Annotated in this window: 20 protein-coding genes and 1 pseudogene; 10 read left to right on the forward strand and 11 right to left on the reverse strand. The window is 72.8% G+C overall.

The features are described from left to right. Positions 1–54 precede the first annotated feature (54 nt). From sppA to MKK64_RS25830, 4 genes are all read left to right on the forward strand, one after another. Positions 55–1,038, forward strand: a complete 984-nt coding sequence (sppA, locus tag MKK64_RS25815; protein WP_243938425.1) for a signal peptide peptidase SppA — start codon at positions 55–57, stop codon at positions 1,036–1,038. A gap of 53 nt (positions 1,039–1,091) precedes the next feature. Further along, positions 1,092–1,403, forward strand: coding sequence for an integration host factor subunit beta (gene ihfB, locus MKK64_RS25820; protein ID WP_147727600.1), 312 nt, complete (start codon positions 1,092–1,094; stop codon positions 1,401–1,403). Between the two features lie 103 nt (positions 1,404–1,506). Further along, entirely contained in the window at positions 1,507–1,863 is a 357-nt protein-coding gene (locus MKK64_RS25825; protein WP_243938484.1) for a lipopolysaccharide assembly LapA domain-containing protein, read from the forward strand. Positions 1,864–1,886: 23 nt separating this feature from the next. Beyond that, positions 1,887–2,528 (forward strand): phosphoribosylanthranilate isomerase, encoded by a 642-nt coding sequence (locus tag MKK64_RS25830; RefSeq protein ID WP_243938486.1) that lies wholly within the window; start codon positions 1,887–1,889, stop codon positions 2,526–2,528. A 7-nt stretch (positions 2,529–2,535) separates the two neighbouring features. On the opposite strand, the gene MKK64_RS25835 is transcribed toward MKK64_RS25830, so the two are convergent. Both MKK64_RS25835 and MKK64_RS25840 read right to left on the reverse strand, forming a co-directional pair. After that, entirely contained in the window at positions 2,536–3,246 is a 711-nt protein-coding gene (locus MKK64_RS25835) for a GNAT family N-acetyltransferase (protein WP_147727597.1), read from the reverse strand. Beyond that, positions 3,243–3,899: an FMN-binding negative transcriptional regulator gene (locus MKK64_RS25840; protein WP_147842391.1), complete on the reverse strand. Its 657-nt coding sequence runs from the start codon at positions 3,897–3,899 to the stop codon at positions 3,243–3,245. The genes MKK64_RS25835 and MKK64_RS25840 overlap by 4 nt, the downstream gene beginning before the upstream one ends. A gap of 159 nt (positions 3,900–4,058) precedes the next feature. Here MKK64_RS25840 and MKK64_RS25845 point away from each other — a divergent pair, with 159 nt between their 5' ends. The 3 genes from MKK64_RS25845 to MKK64_RS25855 all read left to right on the forward strand — a co-directional run bounded on the left by MKK64_RS25845 (position 4,059) and on the right by MKK64_RS25855 (position 6,385). After that, positions 4,059–5,525 (forward strand): PLP-dependent aminotransferase family protein, encoded by a 1,467-nt coding sequence (locus tag MKK64_RS25845; RefSeq protein WP_243938488.1) that lies wholly within the window; start codon positions 4,059–4,061, stop codon positions 5,523–5,525. Positions 5,526–5,670: 145 nt separating this feature from the next. After that, complete coding sequence (locus MKK64_RS25850) at positions 5,671–5,991, forward strand: BrnT family toxin (protein WP_243938490.1); 321 nt, start codon at positions 5,671–5,673, stop codon at positions 5,989–5,991. Beyond that, positions 5,933–6,385, forward strand: a complete 453-nt coding sequence (locus MKK64_RS25855) for a BrnA antitoxin family protein (protein WP_147842971.1) — start codon at positions 5,933–5,935, stop codon at positions 6,383–6,385. The genes MKK64_RS25850 and MKK64_RS25855 overlap by 59 nt, the downstream gene beginning before the upstream one ends. Positions 6,386–6,410: 25 nt before the next feature. Here MKK64_RS25855 and MKK64_RS25860 read toward each other — a convergent pair whose 3' ends face one another. From MKK64_RS25860 to MKK64_RS25900, 9 genes are all read right to left on the reverse strand, one after another. Further along, the gene (locus MKK64_RS25860) at positions 6,411–7,427 is read right to left on the reverse strand and encodes an ABC transporter ATP-binding protein (RefSeq protein WP_243938530.1); all 1,017 of its coding nucleotides are present in this window, start codon (positions 7,425–7,427) and stop codon (positions 6,411–6,413) included. A gap of 20 nt (positions 7,428–7,447) precedes the next feature. After that, on the reverse strand, positions 7,448–8,518 hold the full coding sequence (locus MKK64_RS25865; protein ID WP_147727493.1) for an ABC transporter ATP-binding protein: 1,071 nt from the start codon (positions 8,516–8,518) through the stop codon (positions 7,448–7,450). Positions 8,519–8,633: 115 nt separating this feature from the next. Then, the gene (locus MKK64_RS25870; protein WP_147727494.1) at positions 8,634–9,563 is read right to left on the reverse strand and encodes an ABC transporter permease; all 930 of its coding nucleotides are present in this window, start codon (positions 9,561–9,563) and stop codon (positions 8,634–8,636) included. A gap of 21 nt (positions 9,564–9,584) precedes the next feature. Beyond that, complete coding sequence (locus tag MKK64_RS25875; protein ID WP_147727495.1) at positions 9,585–10,538, reverse strand: ABC transporter permease; 954 nt, start codon at positions 10,536–10,538, stop codon at positions 9,585–9,587. 81 nt (positions 10,539–10,619) lie between these two features. Next, entirely contained in the window at positions 10,620–12,251 is a 1,632-nt protein-coding gene (locus MKK64_RS25880; protein ID WP_147842972.1) for an ABC transporter substrate-binding protein, read from the reverse strand. Positions 12,252–12,394: 143 nt separating this feature from the next. Continuing rightward, on the reverse strand, positions 12,395–12,775 hold the full coding sequence (gene hpxZ, locus MKK64_RS25885; protein ID WP_243938492.1) for an oxalurate catabolism protein HpxZ: 381 nt from the start codon (positions 12,773–12,775) through the stop codon (positions 12,395–12,397). After that, positions 12,775–14,184, reverse strand: a complete 1,410-nt coding sequence (locus tag MKK64_RS25890; RefSeq protein WP_243938494.1) for an AtzE family amidohydrolase — start codon at positions 14,182–14,184, stop codon at positions 12,775–12,777. The genes hpxZ and MKK64_RS25890 overlap by 1 nt, the downstream gene beginning before the upstream one ends. A 4-nt stretch (positions 14,185–14,188) precedes the next feature. After that, entirely contained in the window at positions 14,189–14,386 is a 198-nt protein-coding gene (locus MKK64_RS25895; protein WP_147729047.1) for a DUF4089 domain-containing protein, read from the reverse strand. Positions 14,387–14,556: 170 nt separating this feature from the next. Beyond that, the gene (locus MKK64_RS25900) at positions 14,557–15,027 is read right to left on the reverse strand and encodes an ureidoglycolate lyase (protein ID WP_147729046.1); all 471 of its coding nucleotides are present in this window, start codon (positions 15,025–15,027) and stop codon (positions 14,557–14,559) included. A 197-nt stretch (positions 15,028–15,224) separates the two neighbouring features. Between MKK64_RS25900 and puuE the strand changes: the two are divergent. The 3 genes and pseudogenes from puuE to MKK64_RS25915 all read left to right on the forward strand — a co-directional run. After that, positions 15,225–16,130: pseudogene (gene puuE, locus MKK64_RS25905) on the forward strand (allantoinase PuuE); the annotation flags it as partial. Between the two features lie 56 nt (positions 16,131–16,186). Further along, positions 16,187–17,821: a histidine ammonia-lyase gene (gene hutH / locus MKK64_RS25910; protein ID WP_243938496.1), complete on the forward strand. Its 1,635-nt coding sequence runs from the start codon at positions 16,187–16,189 to the stop codon at positions 17,819–17,821. A gap of 70 nt (positions 17,822–17,891) precedes the next feature. Beyond that, positions 17,892–19,409, forward strand: a complete 1,518-nt coding sequence (locus tag MKK64_RS25915; protein WP_243938498.1) for a DUF1800 domain-containing protein — start codon at positions 17,892–17,894, stop codon at positions 19,407–19,409. The last annotated feature ends 6 nt before the right edge of the window (positions 19,410–19,415 follow it).

Raw genomic sequence — 19,415 nt, forward strand, 5'->3', positions numbered from 1 at the left:
GGCTGAGAACCGGCCGGCCCGCGCGGCCGGGACCGTGAGGGAGCAGACCATCGCATGGCAGCCGACGCCGAACTCCTGATCGACCGGCGGCGGCTGCGCCGCAAGCTGTCCCTGTGGCGCGTCGTCGGCATCGGCGGCCTCGTCGTCGCCGTCGGCGCGGTCGGCCTGCGGGTCCGCGCCGGAACGGAGGACGGGCTGTTCGGTGCGGTGAAGCCGCAGATCGCCCGCATCTCGATCTCGGGCTTCATCTCCGGCAGCGAGGCCACCGCCAAGCTGATGAAGCGGGTCGGCGAATCCGCCGCCGTCGAGGGCGTGGTGGTCTCGATCAACTCGCCCGGCGGCACCACCACCGGCTCCGAGGAGCTGTTCCGCAACCTGCGGGCGCTGGCCGAGAAGAAGCCGATCGTCGCCTTCGTCGACGGCACCGCGGCCTCGGGCGCCTACATCACCGCGATCGCCGCCGACCACATCGTCGCGCGCGAGACCTCGCTCGTTGGCTCGATCGGCGTGCTGTTCCAGTATCCGGACGTGTCGGGGCTGCTCGACAAGGTCGGCGTGAAGGTCGAATCGGTGAAGTCCTCGCCGCTCAAGGCCGAGCCGTCGGGCTTCACCCCGACCTCGCCGGAGGCGCGCGCCGCCCTCGCGGCGGTGGTCGGCGACACCTACGCCTGGTTCAAGAACCTCGTGGCCGAGCGGCGCGGGATGGACGGCGCCCAGGTCGCCACGGTCTCCGACGGCCGGGTGTTCAGCGGCCGCCAGAGCGTGCCGCTGAAGCTCGTGGACGAGCTCGGCAGCGAGCGGCAGGCGATCGCCTGGCTCGAGAGCGCGCGCAAGGTGCCCAAGAACCTGCCGGTGACCGACTGGAAGCCGGCTTCCGGCCAGGGCTTCGGCCTGTTCTCGGCGCTCGGCCTCGGTGCCGACCTCCTCGGGCTCGACGGCCTGTCCGCCCGGTTGGCCGAGGCCGGGGCCGAGGCGGGGGCCGTCACCCGGGGCGGCATGCTCGTGCTGTGGCGCCCGAGCCCGTCCGCCGCGCCCTGATCGGTGCGATCCATCAGGATTCGCGCCCCGGAACTTCGAGAAGACCAGACGCCATGATCAAGTCGGAGCTCGTCCTCAAGATCGCCGAGCAGAACCCGCACCTCTACCAGCGGGACGTCGAGACGCTGGTCAACGCGATCCTCGACACGATCGCCGACGCGCTGGCACGGGGCGACCGGGTCGAGCTGCGCGGCTTCGGCGCGTTCTCGGTGAAGCGCCGGGATGCGCGCCGCGGGCGCAACCCGCGCACGGGTGCGGCCGTTGCCGTGTCGGAAAAGGCCATCCCCGTGTTCAAGACCGGCAAGGAGATGCGCCTGCGCCTCAACGCGGCCGGGATCGGCGAGAGCCAGTCCGCGGCCGAGTAGGGCGCCGCGGGATGCCGGGCGGCCGCGTCGCCGCCGGTGCGGCGGATCGCGGATGGCCCCTCGGGCCATCCGCAGCACGGTTAAGAACGGTTCGGAGAGATCGATGGTCCGCTTCCTCAAGAGTCTGGTGCTGCTGCCCATCGCGGTCCTGGTGATCCTGCTCGCGGTCGCCAACCGCGATCCCGTCCGCGTCTCGCTCGATCCGTTCTCGCCCGATCCGGTGTTCAGCGTGACGCTGCCCCTTTACGCGATCCTGTTCGGCGCCGTGGCGCTCGGCATCGTCGTCGGCGGCATCTTCGCCTGGCTCGGGCAGGGCAAGGCGCGCCGCCAGGTCCGCCACCGCGGCCGCGAGATCCGCCGACTCGAAGGCGAGACCGAGCGGCTGAAGGCCTACGCCCCGCCGGAGCCCGGCACCGGCCTGACGCTGCCGGGGCGGACCGCGCTGCCGGCCCCGCGCTGACGCGCGATTCCGGTTCCCGGGCCATGTCGATTCGCGTCAAGATCTGCGGCCTGAGCACGCCCGAGACGCTGGCCGCCGCGCTGGAATCCGGGGCCGACTGGATCGGCCTCGTGCGGTTCGAAAAGAGCCCGCGCCATGTCGGCCTCGACACGGCCCGCGCCCTGTCCGAGCAGGCCCGCGGCAGGGCCGAGCGCGTCGTGCTGCTGGTCGATCCGGACGATGCCGCGCTCGCCGCCGCGATGGAGGCGATCGATCCCGACCTGATCCAGCTGCACGGCTCCGAGACCCCGGGGCGCGTCGGCGAAATCCGCCGCCTCGCCGGCCGCCCGGTGATGAAGGCCATCGGCGTCGCGACCCGCGTCGACCTCGATCGGATCGCGGCCTACGCCGTCGCCGACCGCCTGCTCCTCGACGCCAAGCCGCCGCCCGGAGCCGCGCTGCCCGGCGGCAACGGCCGCGCCTTCGATTGGGATCTGCTCGCCGGGGCGGACCTTCCCGCCGGCTGGATGCTGTCGGGCGGCCTCGACGCGGTCAGCGTCGCCGCGGCGCTCGCCCGCACCGGCGCCACCGCGGTCGACGTCTCCTCGGGCGTCGAGGCGGGCCCGGGCGTGAAGGATCCCGACCGCATCGCCGCCTTCGTCAGGGCGGCCCGCGCGGGGGGCTGAGCCGGGATCAGCCCGCTCGCAGATCAGCGAGGGATCGCCGCTGCCGCCCGTCTTCGAAAAAGTTGTCGGGGGCGAGCCAGGCCCCGAACGCCGCCCTCACCCGGGGCCACTCGGCGTCGGTGACCGAGAACCAGGCGGTGTCGCGCGAGCGGCCCTTCACCACGACGGCGTTGCGGAAGACGCCCTCGAAGGTGAAGCCGTAGCGCAGGGCCGCCGCGCGCGAGGGCGCGTTGAGGGCGTCGCACTTCCACTCGTAGCGGCGGTATCCGAGCTCGTCGAAGGCGCGGGCCATCATCAGGGCCATGGCCTCGGTCGCGGCGGGCCGCCGCGCCAGCAGGGCCGAGAAGTGCAGGTGCCCGACCTCGATGACGCCGTTGGCCGGATCGATGCGCAGGTACGACGCGATCCCGACCGCCCGGCCGGTGCCGGCATCGACGACCGCGTGGAACAGCGGGTCGGCGCCGGCCGCCATCGCCGCCAGCTCGGCCCGGTAGGCCCCCTCCGTCTCCGGCAGGGTGTTGCCGAGATAGGTCCAGCCCCGCCGGTCCGGCGCCGCGGAGAAGGCCGAGAACAGGTCGGCGCCATGGCGCTCCGCATCGAGCGGCTCGACCCGGCAGGTGCGTCCCTGCATCGCCTCCCGCGGCGGCAGCGGGCGCGGGCGCCAGTCGGGCAGGGCCGGCCCGATCGGCTGGCCGAAGCTGTTCTCGCGCGCGCTCATCGTCCGCTCCGTTCCTGCACCAGGTCGGCCATGTGTGCTGACATGTCCGCCGCCATATCCTCCCGGCCGCCCGCCGCGCGAAAACCCGCGACCACGCCGGCGCGGTCGGCCTCCGGCCGGTTCTGGCTGAGCTTCCACTTGCCGGCGATGCGCGCGACCGGGATCTCGATCCCGACGATGCCCTTCACCTGCGCGTCGGTGAAGGGTCTGGGCGCGTCGTCCACCGACCAGGGCTCGGGCCGCGACGCCTCGCGCTGGTCGGTGAGTTCGGCGATCTGGCGGCGGAGCCAGTCGGGGTCGTCGACCACAAGCGGCCGACCCCAGGCGTGGACGGTGGCGTAGTTCCAGGTCGGCACCACCTTCCCGGTCTCGCGCTTGGTCGCGTACCAGGACGGGGTGACGTAGCCCTGGGGACCCTGGAACACCACGAGGCATTCCGCGACCTGCGCCAGCTCGCGCCATTGCGGGTTGGCCCGCGCCAGGTGCGCGCGCAGCGTCCCCCGTTCGGACGCCGCGCCGTCGATCAGGAACGGGATCGGGTTCGCCATCAGGCCCCCCGGACCGGCGGTGACCAGGAGCCCGAGGGGATGGGCGCGGATCAGGGCATGCTGCGCCCCGAGGTCGTCCTCTCGGAAATGCGGTGGCTGGTACATCGCGGCGCTCCGGACCGGTGGAGGCCCGTGCTTGACCGATCTCCGGTCCAGGCAAAAGATCCGGTTTCACGCAAGCGACTGGACCACTTCGTGCGCAAGGACCCGGAGAGGGAAACGGCGGGGGCGAGCCCTCCCGGGGACGCGAGCGCCCTCCCCCTCGTGCTCGATCTCGCGCCCGGCGGGGCGCTGCCGCTGCAGGCGCGCATCGGCGACGCGCTTCGCCGGGCGATCCTGGAACGCCGGATCGCCCGCGGCGCCCGCCTCCCCGGCTCGCGGGCGCTGGCCGAGGATCTCGGATGCGCCCGCGGCACCGTGCTGGCCGCGCTGGAGCAGCTGGTCGCCGAAGGCTACCTGACGGCCCGCGGGGGCTCCGGCACCCGCGTGGCCGCCATCCTCCCCGACGACACCCTCGCCGTCGCGAGCCCGCCCGAGGCCGCCGGGTCCTTCCCGGCACCGCCCGTGCTGTCGCGGCGCGGGACGGCCCTGATGGCGTCGTCGGCGCGGGCGTGGTTCTCCGCGCCGGTCGCGCCGGATGCCTTCGCCCTCGGGCGGCCGGCCGCCGACGCCTTCCCGTTCGCGACCTTCGGGCGCCTGCTCCAGACCGAGTGGCGCGACGGCGCCCCGCCGCCCCATCCCCTCGGCGACCCGCGCCTGCGCGCCGCCACCGCGGCCTACCTCGCCGCCACCCGCGGCGTCGCCTGCACGGCCGACGAGGTGATCGTGACGGCGGGCATCCGCCAGAGCCTGCGGCTGCTCGCCCAGCTGCTGCTCGATCCGGGCGAGACGGCTCTGGTCGAGGATCCGGGGTTTCCCGGCATCGCGTCGGCGCTGGCGGAGGCCGGCCTGCGCCCCGCCCCCGTCCCGGTCGGGCCGGGCGGCCTCGCGATCGACCGGGCCGGCGCCGCCATGGGCGCGCGCCTCGCCGTGGTGACCCCGGCGCATCACTATCCGCTGGGCCACGCCATGAGCCTCGAGAACCGGCTGGCGCTGCTCGCTTGGGCCGAGGCCACAAGCGCCTGGATCGTCGAGGACGATTACGGCGGCACGTACCGCTATGCCGGCCGGCCGCTGCCGCCGCTGCGGGCGCTCGACCGGACCGGACGGGTGATCTACGCCGGCAGCTTCTCCAAGGTGCTGCTGCCGGCGCTGCAGCTGAGCTACCTCGTGCTGCCGCAGGGGCTCGCCGGCCCGGTCCAGCGGGCGCTCGCGGAGACCGGGCCGGCGCCCTCCGGCCTCGGCCAGGGCGCGCTCGCCCGCTTCATCGACGAGGGCCATCTCGGACGCCACCTGCGCCGGACGCGGAAGCTCCATGCCGGGCGGCAGGCCGCCCTGCTCGACGCCGCCCGCGACCGGGCCGCGGGCCTGCTCGCGGTCGCGCCGCTGGAGGGCGGGATGCACCTCGTCGCCCGCCCCGGTCCGGACTGGCCGCCCCGGCTCGGCGACGCCGCGGCCGTCGCCGCCCTGGCGCAGGCCGGCATCGCGGCCGTGGCGCTCTCGGCCTACCATGCCGACCCGATGACGGCCGAGCCGGGCCTGCTGCTCGGCTACGCCGCCGTGCCCGAGCGCGCCATCGCGCCGGCGGTGACGCGCCTGGCGACGACCCTGTGGGCCGCCGGCGGGGGATGAGGCGACGTGGCCCGCGCCTTGCCATCCGCACCGCGCGCCTGTGCTAGCATCCCGAATCCGGCTTTAGAGGGTTCGACAACCGACCGATGCGGCACCAACGAGCCGACCGGATTGTCCCTCATGGTTTTCGGAGTTACATAAACCCGTGACGGCGGTCTGGGACGAGGCGAAGCGGCAGGCGAACCTCCTCAAGCATGGGCTCGACTTCGCCGAGTTCGAGACCGCTTTCGATGGCGAGGATGCTGTCTACCTGCCCGCGCAGCCGAGCCGCACCGGCCGCATCCGCTACAAGATCATCGGTCGATGGCGGGACCGGTTGGTCGTCGTCGTGATCGTCTCGCCATTGGGGGCGGAAGCCATCGCCCTGGTGAGTTTGCGCTACGCCAATCCGAAGGAAAGGGCCGTCCATGATCGTCTCGGATCGCAAGACAGACGCGCCGGCATTTTCCCAGGCGGATTGGGATGAGGTCTCCGACAACCCCGACCTGACGGACGTGGAACTCGCCGCGTTGAGACCGGCTCGCGAGCTGCCTCCGGATATCTACGCCGCGCTTCCGAGAAACCGCGGCGGACGCCCGCGGGCCGCGTCGCCCAAGGTGCAACTCACGCTTCGGATCGATCGCCGTGTGCTCGATGCCTACAAAGCGACCGGTCCCGGTTGGCAGACCCGCATGCATGACGTGCTGGCCCGCATCGTGGATGATCCAGGCGCAGGTCCGCATGCGGAAGCCGATACGGCGCGTGAGGCGGGTATTTCTCGGCGGACGGGATCGGACCGAGGGGTCGCCGTCGCAGCCGGTCAGCCGTTTCCGCCTTCGCAGGACGCCGAGTCTGGTCCCTCCGGCCGGAAGAAGGCCTGATCGGGCCGATCGTCCGCGTTTCCCCTCAGGCCGCCGCCTCGGCCCGCACCGGCTGCGGCCCGGCGCGGTAGGCGGCCGACGCCTCCTCCGTGCGCCAGCAGGCGGCGAGGTGCCCGTCGCCGACGCTGAGCGAGGGCGGCGTCTCGCGGCACTTGTCGATCGCGAGGAAGCAGCGCGGGGCGAACGGGCATCCGGCCGGGCGGTTGGCGAGGTCCGGCGGGCTCCCCGGGATCGTCTGGAGCCGCGCGCCTTTGGCCAGCGCCCCCTCCGCGCGGCTGCGCAGCAGGCCGATCGTGTAGGGGTGGTGCGGATCGAGCACGACCTGGTGCGCGGTGCCGGTCTCGACGATGCGGCCGGCATACATCACCGAGATCCGGTCGGCGACCTCGACGGCGGCGCCGAGGTCGTGCGTCACCAGGATGATCGACAGGCCGAGATCGCGCTGCAGCTCGCGCAGCAGCAGCAGGATCTGAATCTGCACCGTGGCGTCGAGCGCCGTGGTCGGCTCGTCGGCAAGCAGCACCTGCGGCCGGCAGGCGAGCGCCAGCGCGATCATCGCGCGCTGGCGCATCCCGCCGGACATCTCGTGCGGGTAGGCGTCGAGGCGCCGCTCCGGGCTCGGGATGCGGACGCGCTCGAACAGCGCGAGCGCCCGCTGCCGGGCTCCCGCCGCATCGATCTTTTCGTGGCGGCGGATCGCTTCCGTGATCTGGCGGCCGACGGTGTAGACCGGGTCGAAGGCGAGCAGCGGCTCCTGGAAGATCATCGAGGCGACGTGCCCGCGGAAATCCGCCAGCTCGCGCTTCGACAGCGCGAGCACGTCGCGGCCCGCCACCGAGATCCCGCCCCGCGTGCGGCTGCGCCCTTCCGGGAAGAGGCGCAGGATCGCGCGCAGCGTCACGCTCTTGCCCGAGCCCGACTCGCCGATCAGCGCCATGGCCTGGCCGCGCTCGAGCCGCAGGTCGACCCCGTCGACCACCTCGACCTTGCCGAAGCCAACCTTGAGGTCGGTGAGCTCGACCGCGGGGGCCGACGCGTTCATGTCCGCGCTCAACTTCGCGCTCATGCCGCCACCTGCTCGGCAGCGGGAGCAAGGGAATGGCCCGAGCCCGGCTGGCGCGCGAGGCAGGCGGCCTGATGCAGCGGCGCGATCGGGGCGAGCGGCGGCGTCACGCCGGAGCAGACCGGCTCGGCGAGCCGGCAGCGCGGATGGAAGCGGCAGCCGTCCGGCGGGTCGATCGGGTTCGGCGGATCGCCGGTGAGCAGGGCGGCCTCGGTGCGGTTGTCGGGATCGAGCGACGGCATCGAGGCGAGCAGCGCCTGGGTGTAGGGGTGGGCGGGCTCGGCCAGCACCGTGTCCGAGGGGCCGAGCTCGGCGACGCGGCCGAGATACATCACCATCACCCGGTCGCAGATGAAGCGCACCACGTTGAGGTCGTGGCTGATGAACAGGTAGGTCAGCCCGAACTCCGCCTTGAGGTCGAGGAGCAGGTTGAGCACCTGCGCCTCCACCGACTTGTCGAGGGCCGAGACCGCCTCGTCGAGGAGGATCAGCCGCGGCTCCAGCGCGAGGGCGCGGGCGATGTTGACCCGCTGGCGCTGGCCGCCGGACAGCTCGTGCGGGTAGCGGCCGGCGAAGCGCTTCGGCTCCAGGCCGACGCGGGCCAGCAATCCGCGGGCACGCTCGATCGCCTCGCGGCTGCCGACCCCGTTGACCGTCGGCCCGAAGGCGATCGAGGCCTCCACCGTCATCCGCGGGTTGAGCGAGGCGTAGCTGTCCTGGAACACCATCTGCACCTGGCGGCGATAGGTCCGCCACGGCATCGCGCGGCTGCCCACCGCCTCGCCGTCGAACAGCATCTCGCCCTGGTCGCGCTCGATCAGGCCCATCAGGAGCTTGGCCGTCGTCGACTTGCCGCAGCCGGATTCGCCGACGATTCCGAGGGTCTCGCCCTTGAGCGCCGAGAAGTCGACGCCGTCGACGGCGCGCACGACCGACTTCTTGCCGCCGACGCCCTTGCGCACCGGGAAGTGCTTGACGAGGCCGGAGACCGACAGGAGCGGCTGGGCCGGGCCGCCGCGGTCGCGTAGCGAAGCGGTCGCGAGGTCGGCGGGCTGGACGATGACGCTCATGAGTGTTGCCCTGGGCGCTGATGCCGCGACGGCGATCCGCCCCGTGGGCGGCGACGCGCGGGCGCGCTCGCCGACGTCGGGCGGATGAGAGGGGGGCGGTGCCGAGCCGTGGGGATCACTGGCGGATCTCCATGGCGCTGCGCAGGCCGTCCGAGAACAGGTTGAACGAGATCGAGACGATGAAGATCGCCAGCCCCGGCAGCGCCGCCACCGTCGGGTTGACGTAGATCGCGGTGCGCAGCGTGTTGAGCATCAGGCCCCATTCGGGCTCCGGCGGGCGCACGCCGAGGCCGAGGAAGGACAGGCCCGAGGCCAGGATCATCGAGACCGAGATCAGGCCGGTGGAATAGACGAAGATCGGCCCGACCACGTTGCCCAGCACCTGCACCCGCATGATCGTCAGCGCCGAGGCGCCCGACAGCCTCGCCGCGTCGATGTAGTCGCGCGCCCGGATGCCGGTGGTGACGCTCTCGGAGATCCGCGCGATCTGGGGCACGAACACGCAGGTGAGCGAGACGATGGCGTTGAAGATGCCGGCGCCGAGCGCGCCCGAGAGCGCGATGGCGAGCAGCACCGAGGGGAAGGCGAAGAACACGTCGATGGTGCGCATCAGGATCGTGTTGGTCCAGCCGCCGACGTAGCCGGCGACGATGCCGATCGACGACCCGATCACGAAGGCGATCAGCACCGGCGTCACGCCCATGAACAGCGACAGCCGCGCGCCGACCATCAGGCGGCTCAGCATGTCGCGGCCGAGCTCGTCCGAGCCGAGCCAGTAGGTTGCGTCGCCGACCGGCTTCAGGCGGCGCAGCATCGAGCCGCGATACGGGTCCATCGGCGTGATCCACGGCGACAGGATCGCGACGACGACGATGGCGAGGATCACCAATCCGGCGGCGATCGCCACGGGGTCGCGCACGAGGCGATGGCCGACATGGCCCCAGTAGCCGCGGGAGGCGACGAAGGCGTCGGGCTCGACCTCGGACGCCGCGGGGGCGATGCCGCCGTCGAGGGCCATGGTGGCGGCGGTGACGGGTGCGGTCATGACGTCATGCTTTCCTCGGGCTCAGGCCCGCTCGATGCGCGGATCGAGTGCGGTCTGCATCACGTCCACGAGGAGGTTGAGGGCGACGAAGAACATCGCCAGCACCAGGATCGAGCCCTGGAGCAGGGGCAGGTCGCGCTGGAAGATCGCGGCGTTCAGGAGGAAGCCGGTGCCGGGCCAGGCGAACACCGTCTCGATCAGGATCGAGCCGCCGAGCAGGTAGCCGAGCTGCAGGCCCATGATCGCGAGCGCCGTCGGCGCGGCGTTGCGGACCACGTGCTTGAACACGCCGACCTCGTCGAGGCCCTTGGCGCGCAAGGCCTCGACGAAGTCCTGGGCGAGGATGTCGGCCACCAGCGCCCGCACGGTGCGGGCGATGATGCCCATCGGGATCACCGACATCGTGACGGCGGGCAGGATGATGAAGCGCAGGTGCTCGAGATCGGGCCGCCAGTTGCCGGAGCCGTCGGGCCCGGCGCCGGTCGGCGGCAGCCAGCCGAGGTTGGCCGAGAACACGATCACCATCACCATGCCGAGCCAGTAATGCGGCACCGAGACGCCGAAGACCGAGATCGCGGAGGCGACCCGGTCGAGGATCGAGTTGCGGTGATAGCCGGCGACGAACCCGAACAGGGTGCCGAAGGTGAAGCCGATCAGCGTCGCGACCGAGGCGAGGATCAGGCTGTTGACCACCGCGCGCGAGACCTCGCCGAGCACCGGCCGGCCGGTGGCGATCGAGACGCCGAGGTCGCCGTGCAGCACGTGCCAGAGCCAGATCGCGTACTGCACCGGCAGCGGCTTGTCGAAGCCGTAGGCGGCGCGCATCTCGTCGATGGTCGCCTGCGTCGCGTCCGCCGGCAGAATCGCGCTGAGGGGATCGCCCGGCGCGAGGTGGACCAGCAGGAAGCAGACCAGGCTGACCCCGAACGCCACGGGCGTCACGGCGACGAGGCGCTTGAGGATGTAGAGCAGCATCGGATCCGGGTGTCCTTGTTCCGATGACCGGGGGGGCGAGCGTGGGCCGGCCCCTCCCCCGCGACGGGGGGAGGGATCGCGTCAGCGCCCCGCGGTCGCGATGGTGATGTTCGAGAAGTCCTGGAACCAGTTCTGCGCCTGGACGAAGCCCTTCACCTTCGGGCTCATCGCCCGCGGGTTCACGTCGTGCGTGATCATGATGAACAGCGCGTCGTCGACGAACTTCTCATGGACCTTCTCCAGCACCGCCGTCTGCTCGGCCTTGTCGAAGGTGTTGCGGACCTGGTCGAACAGCTTGTCCATCGCCGGGTCGGAATAGTAGCCCCAGTTGGTGCCGTTCGGCGGCGCGAAGTTGCTCTGGAGATGCCGGATGAAGCCGGTGAACGGGTCCTGGATGAAGTACGAGTAGTTGATGCCCGTCACGCCGCGCGAGATGTCGGCCTTGGCGCCGGCGCGCCAGATGTTGATCAGCGTGTTCCACTCGACCACCTCGTAGTCGACCTGGATGCCGACCTCGGCGAGGTTCTGCTGCACGAACTCGTTCATCGGCAGCGGCTGCATCTGGCCGGAGCCGGAGGCCGAGATCGCGATCTTGGTCTTCAGGGGCTTGTTCGGCCCGTAGCCGGCTTCCGCGAGCAGCTTCTTGGCCGCGGCCGGATCGTAGGTCACCTTGAAGGTCGGGTGGCCGAACCACTGGTGGCCGGGCGGGAAGAAGCCGGTGGCCGGCACCGCAAGGCCGCCGAGCAGCTCCTTCAGGCCTTCGCGGTCGATGGCGAGGTTGGCGGCCTTGCGCACGCGCACGTCGTTCCAGGGCGAGCCCTCGACCCGCGACAGGTGCCAGGTCCAGTTGTGGGGATAGGTGTTGGTGACGATGGTGAAGCCGGCGCCCTTCAGCGAGGCGACGGCGTCGGGCGCGGGCGCCTCGATCCAGTCGACCTGGCCGGAGCGGAGCGCCGCGACGCGGGCGTTGGCCTCGGGCAGCGGCACCAGCACGAGCTTGTCGAGCTTGGGCACGCGGGCCTTGTCCCAGTACGCCTTGAAGGGGACCATCTCGGCGCGCTCGCGCGGCGCGAACAGGGTCAGCTTCCACGGGCCGGTGCCGGACGGGGTCTTGGCGAAGGCGTCCCAGCTCCGCCCGAGCTTCTCCCACTGGGCGGGCGAGGACATCATCACCCAGGCGATCTGGTAGGGCAGCGTCGCGTCCGGCGCCTTGGTGACGATCTCCACGGTCAGCGGATCGACCACGCGATAGCTCGCCACCGCCGGGATGCGGGTGCGGCCTTGAGCCGACTGGCGCGGATCGTATTGCGGGCTGTCGTTCTTCAGCAGCTTGTCGAGGTTCCACACCACGGCGTCGGCGGTGAAGTCGGAACCGTCGTGGAACGTCACGCCGGGGCGCAGCTTGAACGTCCACTTGGTCTTGTCGGCGGCGTCCACCGCCCAGCTCTCGGCCAGCCCCGGCACGAGGTCGGAGGGCTTGGTCGCCGAGGACAGGTCCCAGTTGATGAGTCCGTCGTAGACCGTGTAGCCCATGAAGCGCATGCCCTCGCCGCCGTTGTCGGCCTGGCCGGTGGTCAGCGGGATGTCGGAGGCGGTCATGCCGATCCGGAGCGTGCCCTGCGCCATCGCGGCGGAGGGCGCCTGGGCCGACAGCGCGAGGGCGCCGGCGAACGCCGCACGGGCGGTGAAGGTCTTCATCGAGCGAAACGGCATGTCGGGCGGGTCTGCTCCGTGAGGCGGGCCCCCGCGACGGGGCGCCCGAGAGGACGCCCGGCTCCATGCAAGCGCGCGGCCAGACCGGCGCTGGGGTGTCATTCTTTATTCAATCGCACCGGAGGCGCGGATCGGCGGGGGGCCTACCCGTCGATCAGGCTCACATGCGCGGCGACCACCCGCCAGCCTTCGGGAAACCGCACCCAGGTCTGGCTCTGGCGCCCGATCCGACTCGGCGCGCTCTCGCGGAAGAACAGGGTCATCGCGGTGGCGAAATCCCGCCCGTAGGTGGTGATCACCGTCTCGGACAGGGTCCGCTCCAGGCCGACGGGCGAGCGCGCCCGGCGGAAGGCGCGGATCGCGTCCATGCCGTAGAGGTTCTCGCCCCCGCCGTAGCGGATGGTGCGGGGATCGTCGCGGAACAAGGCCTCGAGCACCGGCACGTCGTTCTCCGTCAGCGCGGTCTCGTAGGCGCGGAACGCCGCCTCGACCTCGGCCTTCACCGCGAAATCGTCGACCACCATCACGTCAGCTCCGCGATCGGGGCGCGGACGATGCCGAGCCGTTCCAGCACCCGCGCCACGCGCAGCGCCACGTCCTCGCGCCAGGGCGCGGCGATGACCTGCACGCCGAGGGGCAGCCCGCCGTCGAGCCAGACCGGCACCGCCGCCACCGGAAGGCCGATGAACGAGATCGGCTGGGTGAACACGCCGATATTGGCCCGCACCGGCAGGGAGACGCCGTCGAGGGTGAAGTGCGTCTGGCCGCGCGGCGGTGCCCGGCAGGGGGTGGACGGCGCCAGGATCACGTCGACGTCCGCGAACAGGTCGGCCACCGCGCCGCGGTACCAGCGCCGGAAGCGCTGCGCCCGCTCGACGAAGGGCGCCGGCAGCATCGCGCCGGCGATGAGGCGGTCGCGCACCGCCGGATCGAAGTCCTCCGGCCGGGTCCGGAGACGGTCGAGGTGGAGCGCGGCGCCCTCGGCCGCGGTGATCAGGTAGGCCGCCGCCCGGGCGCGGGCGGCTTCCGGGATCTCGACGACCCGCGTCGCGGCGAGCGCCCGCGCCGCCACCTGGACCGCGGCGAACGCCTCCGGGTCGCCGCCGCGGGCGAAGTAGCCGCCGGCCACGGCGATGCGGAGGTCGCCGAGGCCGGAATCCAGCCCCGGCAGGACGGGCTCCGCGGCCCGCGCGGTCGCCGCAGCGTCGTCCGGGTCGGGACCCTGCATCGCGTCGTAGGCGAGGGCCAGGTCGGTCACGCTGCGCGCCATCGGCCCGAGATGGTCGAGGCTGTTCACGAAGGGGAAGCTGCCGGCCCGGGTCAGGCGGCCGTAGGTGGGCTTGAGCCCGAAGCAGCCGCAGAAGGCCGAGGGCACCCGGATCGAGCCGTTGGTGTCGGAGCCGAGCGTCAGCGGCACCAGGCCGGCGGCGATCGCCGCGCCCGAGCCGCCCGACGAGCCGCCGGTCATGTGGCCGGCCCCGTGCGGGTTGCGGCTGTCGCCGTCGTGCACGTTCTCGCCGGTGAAGTCGTAGGCGTACTCGCCCATGTTGAGCGCGCCGACGAGGACCGCGCCGGCCGCCTCCAGCCGGCGCACCAGGGCGCCGTCGCGCGCGGCCGGCGCCCGCTCGCGGTTGATCGTCGATCCCGCCCGCGTCGGCAGGCCGGCGCAGTCGATCAGGTTCTTCACCGCGAAGGGCACGCCGGCGAGCGGCCCCGACGCCGCGCCGGCGGCCCGCCGCGCATCCACGGCGTCGGCGGCGGCCAGGGCGCGCGCGGCCGTCACGTCGGTGAAGGCGTTGACCGCCGGGTCGACCCGGCCGATCCGCGCCAGCGTCGCCTCGATCACGCTGCGGGCCCGGACGCGCCCCTCCGCGACGCCGGCGGCGATCGAAGCGGCGTCGGCGCGGCTCCAGTCGGTGCTCTGCTCCACCATCGCCTCAGGCCTCGAAGACCGGGGCCGCCTCGGCCTCGTCGGGCAGCGGGAAGCCGCCGACGAGGTCCGCCGCGGCGGCCAGGACCCGGAGGTTGGCGATCACCGGCGCGACCCAGGCGGGATCGAGGCGCAGCCCGAGCAGCGGGGCCGCGGCGGCGGCGAAGGCGTCGAGATCCGGCGGCGGTGCATCGCGGGTCGTCATCGGGCATCCTCATCGAACGATCGGACCTCGAGCGGGCAAGGGCCGCGCCAAGCCGCCCCGCTGGGCCGGACGCCTGAATTGCTCGTCGAATAGGCATAATCCGGTCAATCGCGTCTGCCTGCGAGATAGGCAATCGGCGGCTGCCACGCCCATCGTGGACGCAGGGCCGGTCAACCGGCGCCGAGCGTCACCGGCGCGATCGCGGCGAAGACGCAATCCTCCGGCGTGCCGTCCTCGTGCACGAGCATCGCGAAGGTGCCGGGCGCCGAGACCGTCATCAGGTGCGCGTGCCAGGCGCCGGCGCGGTAGTTGATGCCGGCCTGCCCCGGCACCCGGAAGGCGCGGATCGCGGCCTCGTCGGGCCGCCCGTCGCGGTCGGGCGCCACCACGACGAGGTAGGAATCCACCGCGAGCGGCAGGAAGGCCTGGCTTGAATGCGGATGCCGCTCCAGGCGGGTCAGCGGCATCAGGCCGGCGAACGGCTCGCTGCGGATCAGGGCGAGGTTGGCGGAGACGCCCGCGCGCCGGTTCTCGATCGGGCTCGCATGGTCCTGCCGCGGCCCCGCCGCGGGCGCGGCGAGCAGGTCGGCGAAGGGCCGCAAGGCAACCTCGTCCATCGGTTCGATCGGGATCGTGCGCATCGTCCGTCCTGGCTTCGTGCCCGGCTTCGCGGCACGGGGCCGAGCTTCCGCGGCTCGCCTCGGCGGTCAAGCGGGATTCGGGCCGGCTTGCGTATGGCCGAGGGCGGGTTTGCGGGGCCGAGGGCCGCGGCGGGGTTGACGGCGGAGGCGGCTGCGTCGTTGCGTCCCCGAGCCTTCAGACCGCCCGAGCAGACCCGTTGACCGATCCCCGCCCCTATCCCCGCGACCTCGTCGGCTACGGCCGCAACCCGCCGGCCGCCGACTGGCCGGACGGCGCCCGCATCGCGGTGCAGATCGTGCTGAACTACGAGGAGGGCGCCGAGAACTGCATCCTGCACGGCGACCCCGCGTCCGAGGCGTTCCTGTCCGAGATCGTCGGCGCGCAGCCCTGGCCGGGGCAGCGCCACATGAACATGGAATCGCTCTACGAGTACGGCGCGCGCGCCGGGTTCTGGCGGCTGTGGCGGCTGTTCACCGCCCGCGGGATTCCCGTCACCGTGTTCGGCGTGGCGCACGCGCTGATGCGCAACCCGGAGGCCGTCGCGGCGATGCGCGAGGCCGCGTGGGAGATCGCCAGCCACGGCCTCAAGTGGATCGACATGCGCGACGCCTCCCGGGCGGAGGAGGCCGCCGCGATGGACGAGGCGATCCGCATCCATGCGGCGGTGACGGGCTCGGCGCCCGAGGGCTGGTACACCGGCCGCTCCTCGATCCACACGCTGGAGCTCGGCCTGGAGCGCGGCTTCACCTACCTGTCGGATTCCTACGCCGACGACCTGCCCTACTGGCTGACGGGCGCGGGGCGCACCGGCCTCGTGGTGCCCTACACCCTCGACGCCAACGACATGCGCTTCGCGAGCCCCCAGGGCTTCAATTCCGGCGACCAGTTCTTCGCCTACCTGCGCGACAGCTTCGACGTGCTCTACGCCGAGGGCGCGACGGCGCCCAAGATGATGTCGGTCGGCCTGCATTGCCGCCTCGTCGGCCGCCCGGGACGGATGGCGGCGCTGGCCCGCTTCCTCGACCACGTCGCCGCGCACGACCGGGTCTGGCTCGCCCGCCGCGTCGACATCGCCCGGCACTGGATCGCCCGCCACCCGGCGCCGTGACGGCCTGATTCGTGCTCCGCTCCGGGAAAGCCCCTTTCGAGAGACAGCCCATGACGACGACCACCATCGACGGCCGCACCCTCACCGCCGCGGACGTGCTCGCCGTCGCCCGGCCGGACGCGGCGGGCCTCCGCGCCGAGGCGGTGCTCGACGAGGGCGCGCGCAGGAGCCTCGTCGGCGCGCGGGACTACATCGACGCGCATTTCATGACCGACGACGCGCCGCTGATGTACTCGTTCAACACCGGCGTCGGCCTGTTCAAGGACCAGCGCGTGCGCATGGACGAGATGCAGGCCTACCAGCGGCTGACCGTCTACGCCCACGCCACCGGGATGGGCGAGCCGTTCGACGCGGAGGCGGTGCGCGCCACCATGCTGCTGCGCGCCAACGCCTTCGCGTCGAACTTCTCCGGGCCGCGCGTCGCGGTCGTCGACCGCCTGCTCGCCTGCCTGAACGCCGGGATCGTGCCGGTGATCCCGTCGAAGGGCTCGGTCGGGGCGTCGGGCGACCTCGCGCCGCTGGCGCACCTGGCCGGCGCGATCTGCGGGTTCGAGGAGGCCGAGGCGTTCTACGAGGGACGCCGCCTGCCGGCCCGCGCGGCGCTGAAGGCGGCGGGCCTGCCCGAGGCGTTTCCGCTGGAGGCCAAGGACGCCTCGGCGCTGATCAACGGCTCCACCGTGTCGCTCGCCGTCGGCGTGCTGGCGCAGGAGGACATGAAGCGGGTCCTCAAGGCCGCCGAGATCGCCCTCGCCCTGACGCTCGAGGCCCTGCGTGCGGAGAAGGCCGCCTTCGATCCCCGCGTCCACGCCGCCCGCCCGCACAAGGGCCAAGCGGCCTCGGCCCGCAACGTCCTGCGGATGATCGGCGATTCCGAGCGCTGCACGGAGGGCGCCCGCGTCACGGTGTTCCCCGACGAGGCCCGCGCCCCCGGCCAGGCCCCGCCGCCGCGGGTGCAGGACGTGTACTCGCTGCGCTGCGCGCCGCAGGTGCACGGGCCGGTGCGCGAGGCGCTGGCCTACGTCGACGGCATCATGGGCACCGAGATCAACGCGGCCACCGACAACCCGCTGATCTTCGCCGACGGGGCCGACCACTACACCTGCATCTCGGCCGGGCACTTCCACGGCGCCTACGTCGCGCAGGCGATGGACCTGCTCGCCATCACCGCCACCGACCTCGGCTCGATCTCGGAGCGGCGGCTCGCGCGCCTCATCGACCCGACCATGAGCTACGGCCTGCCGCGCAACCTGCTCGCCGGCAAGAAGGGCCTCAACACCGGCTTCGCCACCGTGCAGTGCACGATGTCGGCCCTGGTGATGGAGAACCGGACCCTGTCGATGCCCGGCTCGGTCGACTCGATCCCCGGCAAGTCGAACGCCGAGGACCACGTCTCGAACTCGACCTGGTGCGCGCGCAAGGCCCGCACCGTCGTCGCCAACGTCGAGACCATCGTCGCCGGCGAGATCCTGATGGCGTGCCAGGCGCTCTCGCTGGTCGCCGACGTGGCCCGGGACCATCCCCTCGGCTCCGGCACGCAGGCCGCCCTCGACGCGGTGCGCAAGGTCATCGCCCCGGCGCTGTCGGGCGACCGCTGGTACCAGGCCGAGATGGAGGCCGCGCTCGCGCTGGTGCGCTCGGGGGCGGTGGTCGCGGCGGTGGAGGCCGCGATCGGCCCGCTGGAATAGGCGCGGCGCCCCTTACCGCACCGGCGCCACAATCCGGTGGCTGGATCGTGCGGGCACGAGGGGGGATCCGATGATGCGGCCCGCGCTCCGCTTGTCCTGCCTGACGCTCGCGACGGGCCTCGCCTTCGCGGGCGCCGCGGCCCGGGCCGCGACCACGCCCGAGGCCGACGCCGCCTTCCTCGACGCCGTGACCTGGGGCGTCTCGCCGGCCAGCCACGCGGAGCTCCGCGCCAAGGGCCGCGAGCGCTGGCTCCGGGAGCAGCTCCATCCGCCGGCAGGCCCAGCCCTGCCGGAGGCCGCCCAGGCGCAGGTCGACGCGCTGACGCCGAAGGGCACGCTGCTCGAGCGGATCTCAGCCCTCGACGCGCAGGCGCGGGCGGCCAGCGCCGAGCCCGACCCGGATGCGAAGAAGGCCGCGCAGCAGGCCTACCAGGGGGCGCTCTCGGCCGCCGCCCGGGACGCCGCCGCGGCGACGCTCCTGCGGGCGCTCGACAGCCCAAACCAGGTGCGCGAGCGGCTGACCTGGTTCTGGCTCAACCGCTTCAACGTCCACCAGGGCAAGGCGAACCTGCGCGCGATGGTCGGCGACTACGTCGACGCGGCGATCCGCCCGCACGCGCTCGGCCGCTTCCGCGACCTGCTGGAGGCGACGCTGCGGCACCCGGCGATGCTGCGCTATCTCGACAATGCCGACAACGCCGCCGGCCACCTCAACGAGAACTACGCCCGCGAGCTGATGGAGCTGCACACCCTTGGGGTCGGCTCCGGCTACACGCAGGGCGACGTCGAGGCGCTGGCCCGCATCCTCACCGGCGTCGGCATCGACGCCCGCCCCGAGGACCCGAAGCTGAAGCCGGAGCGCCAGGCCGACCTCGTCCGCGCCGGCCTGTTCGAATTCAACCCGAACCGCCACGATTACGGCGACAAGGTCTTCCTCGGCCACGCGATCCGCGGCCGCGGCTGGCCCGAGATCGTCGAGGCGCTCGACCTGATCGCCCGCGAGCCCGCCACCGCGCGAACCGTGTCGGCCGCGCTCGCGCGCTATTTCCTGGGCGCCCCGCCCTCGGACGCCCTGGTGGCGCGGCTGGCGCAGGTCTTCACCCGGAGCGACGGCGACGTCGCGGCCGTGCTCGACGCGCTGTTCCACGCGCCCGACTTCGCGGCCTCCCTCGGGGGCGGGTTCAAGGACCCGGCCCGCTACGTGCTCTCGGCCGTGCGCCTCGCCTACGACGGGCGGACGATCCGCAACGCCGCGCCGATCCAGGGCTGGCTCAACCGCCTCGGCGAGGGCCTGTTCAACCGCTCGACGCCGGACGGCTACCCGCTCGGCGCCGCCGCCTGGAACGGGCCCGGACAGATGACGACGCGCTTCGAGATCGCCCGGCAGATCGGGTCGGGCTCCGCCGGCCTGTTCAAGCCCGCCCCCGACATGGCCGACGAGCCGGCCTTCCCGCTGCTGCAGAACGGGCTCTACTTCTCGACGCTCTCGGCGACCCTGAGCGCCCCGACCCGGGACGCCCTGGCCCGCGCCGTCTCCCCGCAGGACTGGAACACCCTGTTCCTGTCCGCCCCCGAATTCATGCGCTGAAGGCCG

Source organism: Methylobacterium sp. E-025, assembly GCF_022829705.1.
GTDB lineage: Bacteria > Pseudomonadota > Alphaproteobacteria > Rhizobiales > Beijerinckiaceae > Methylobacterium.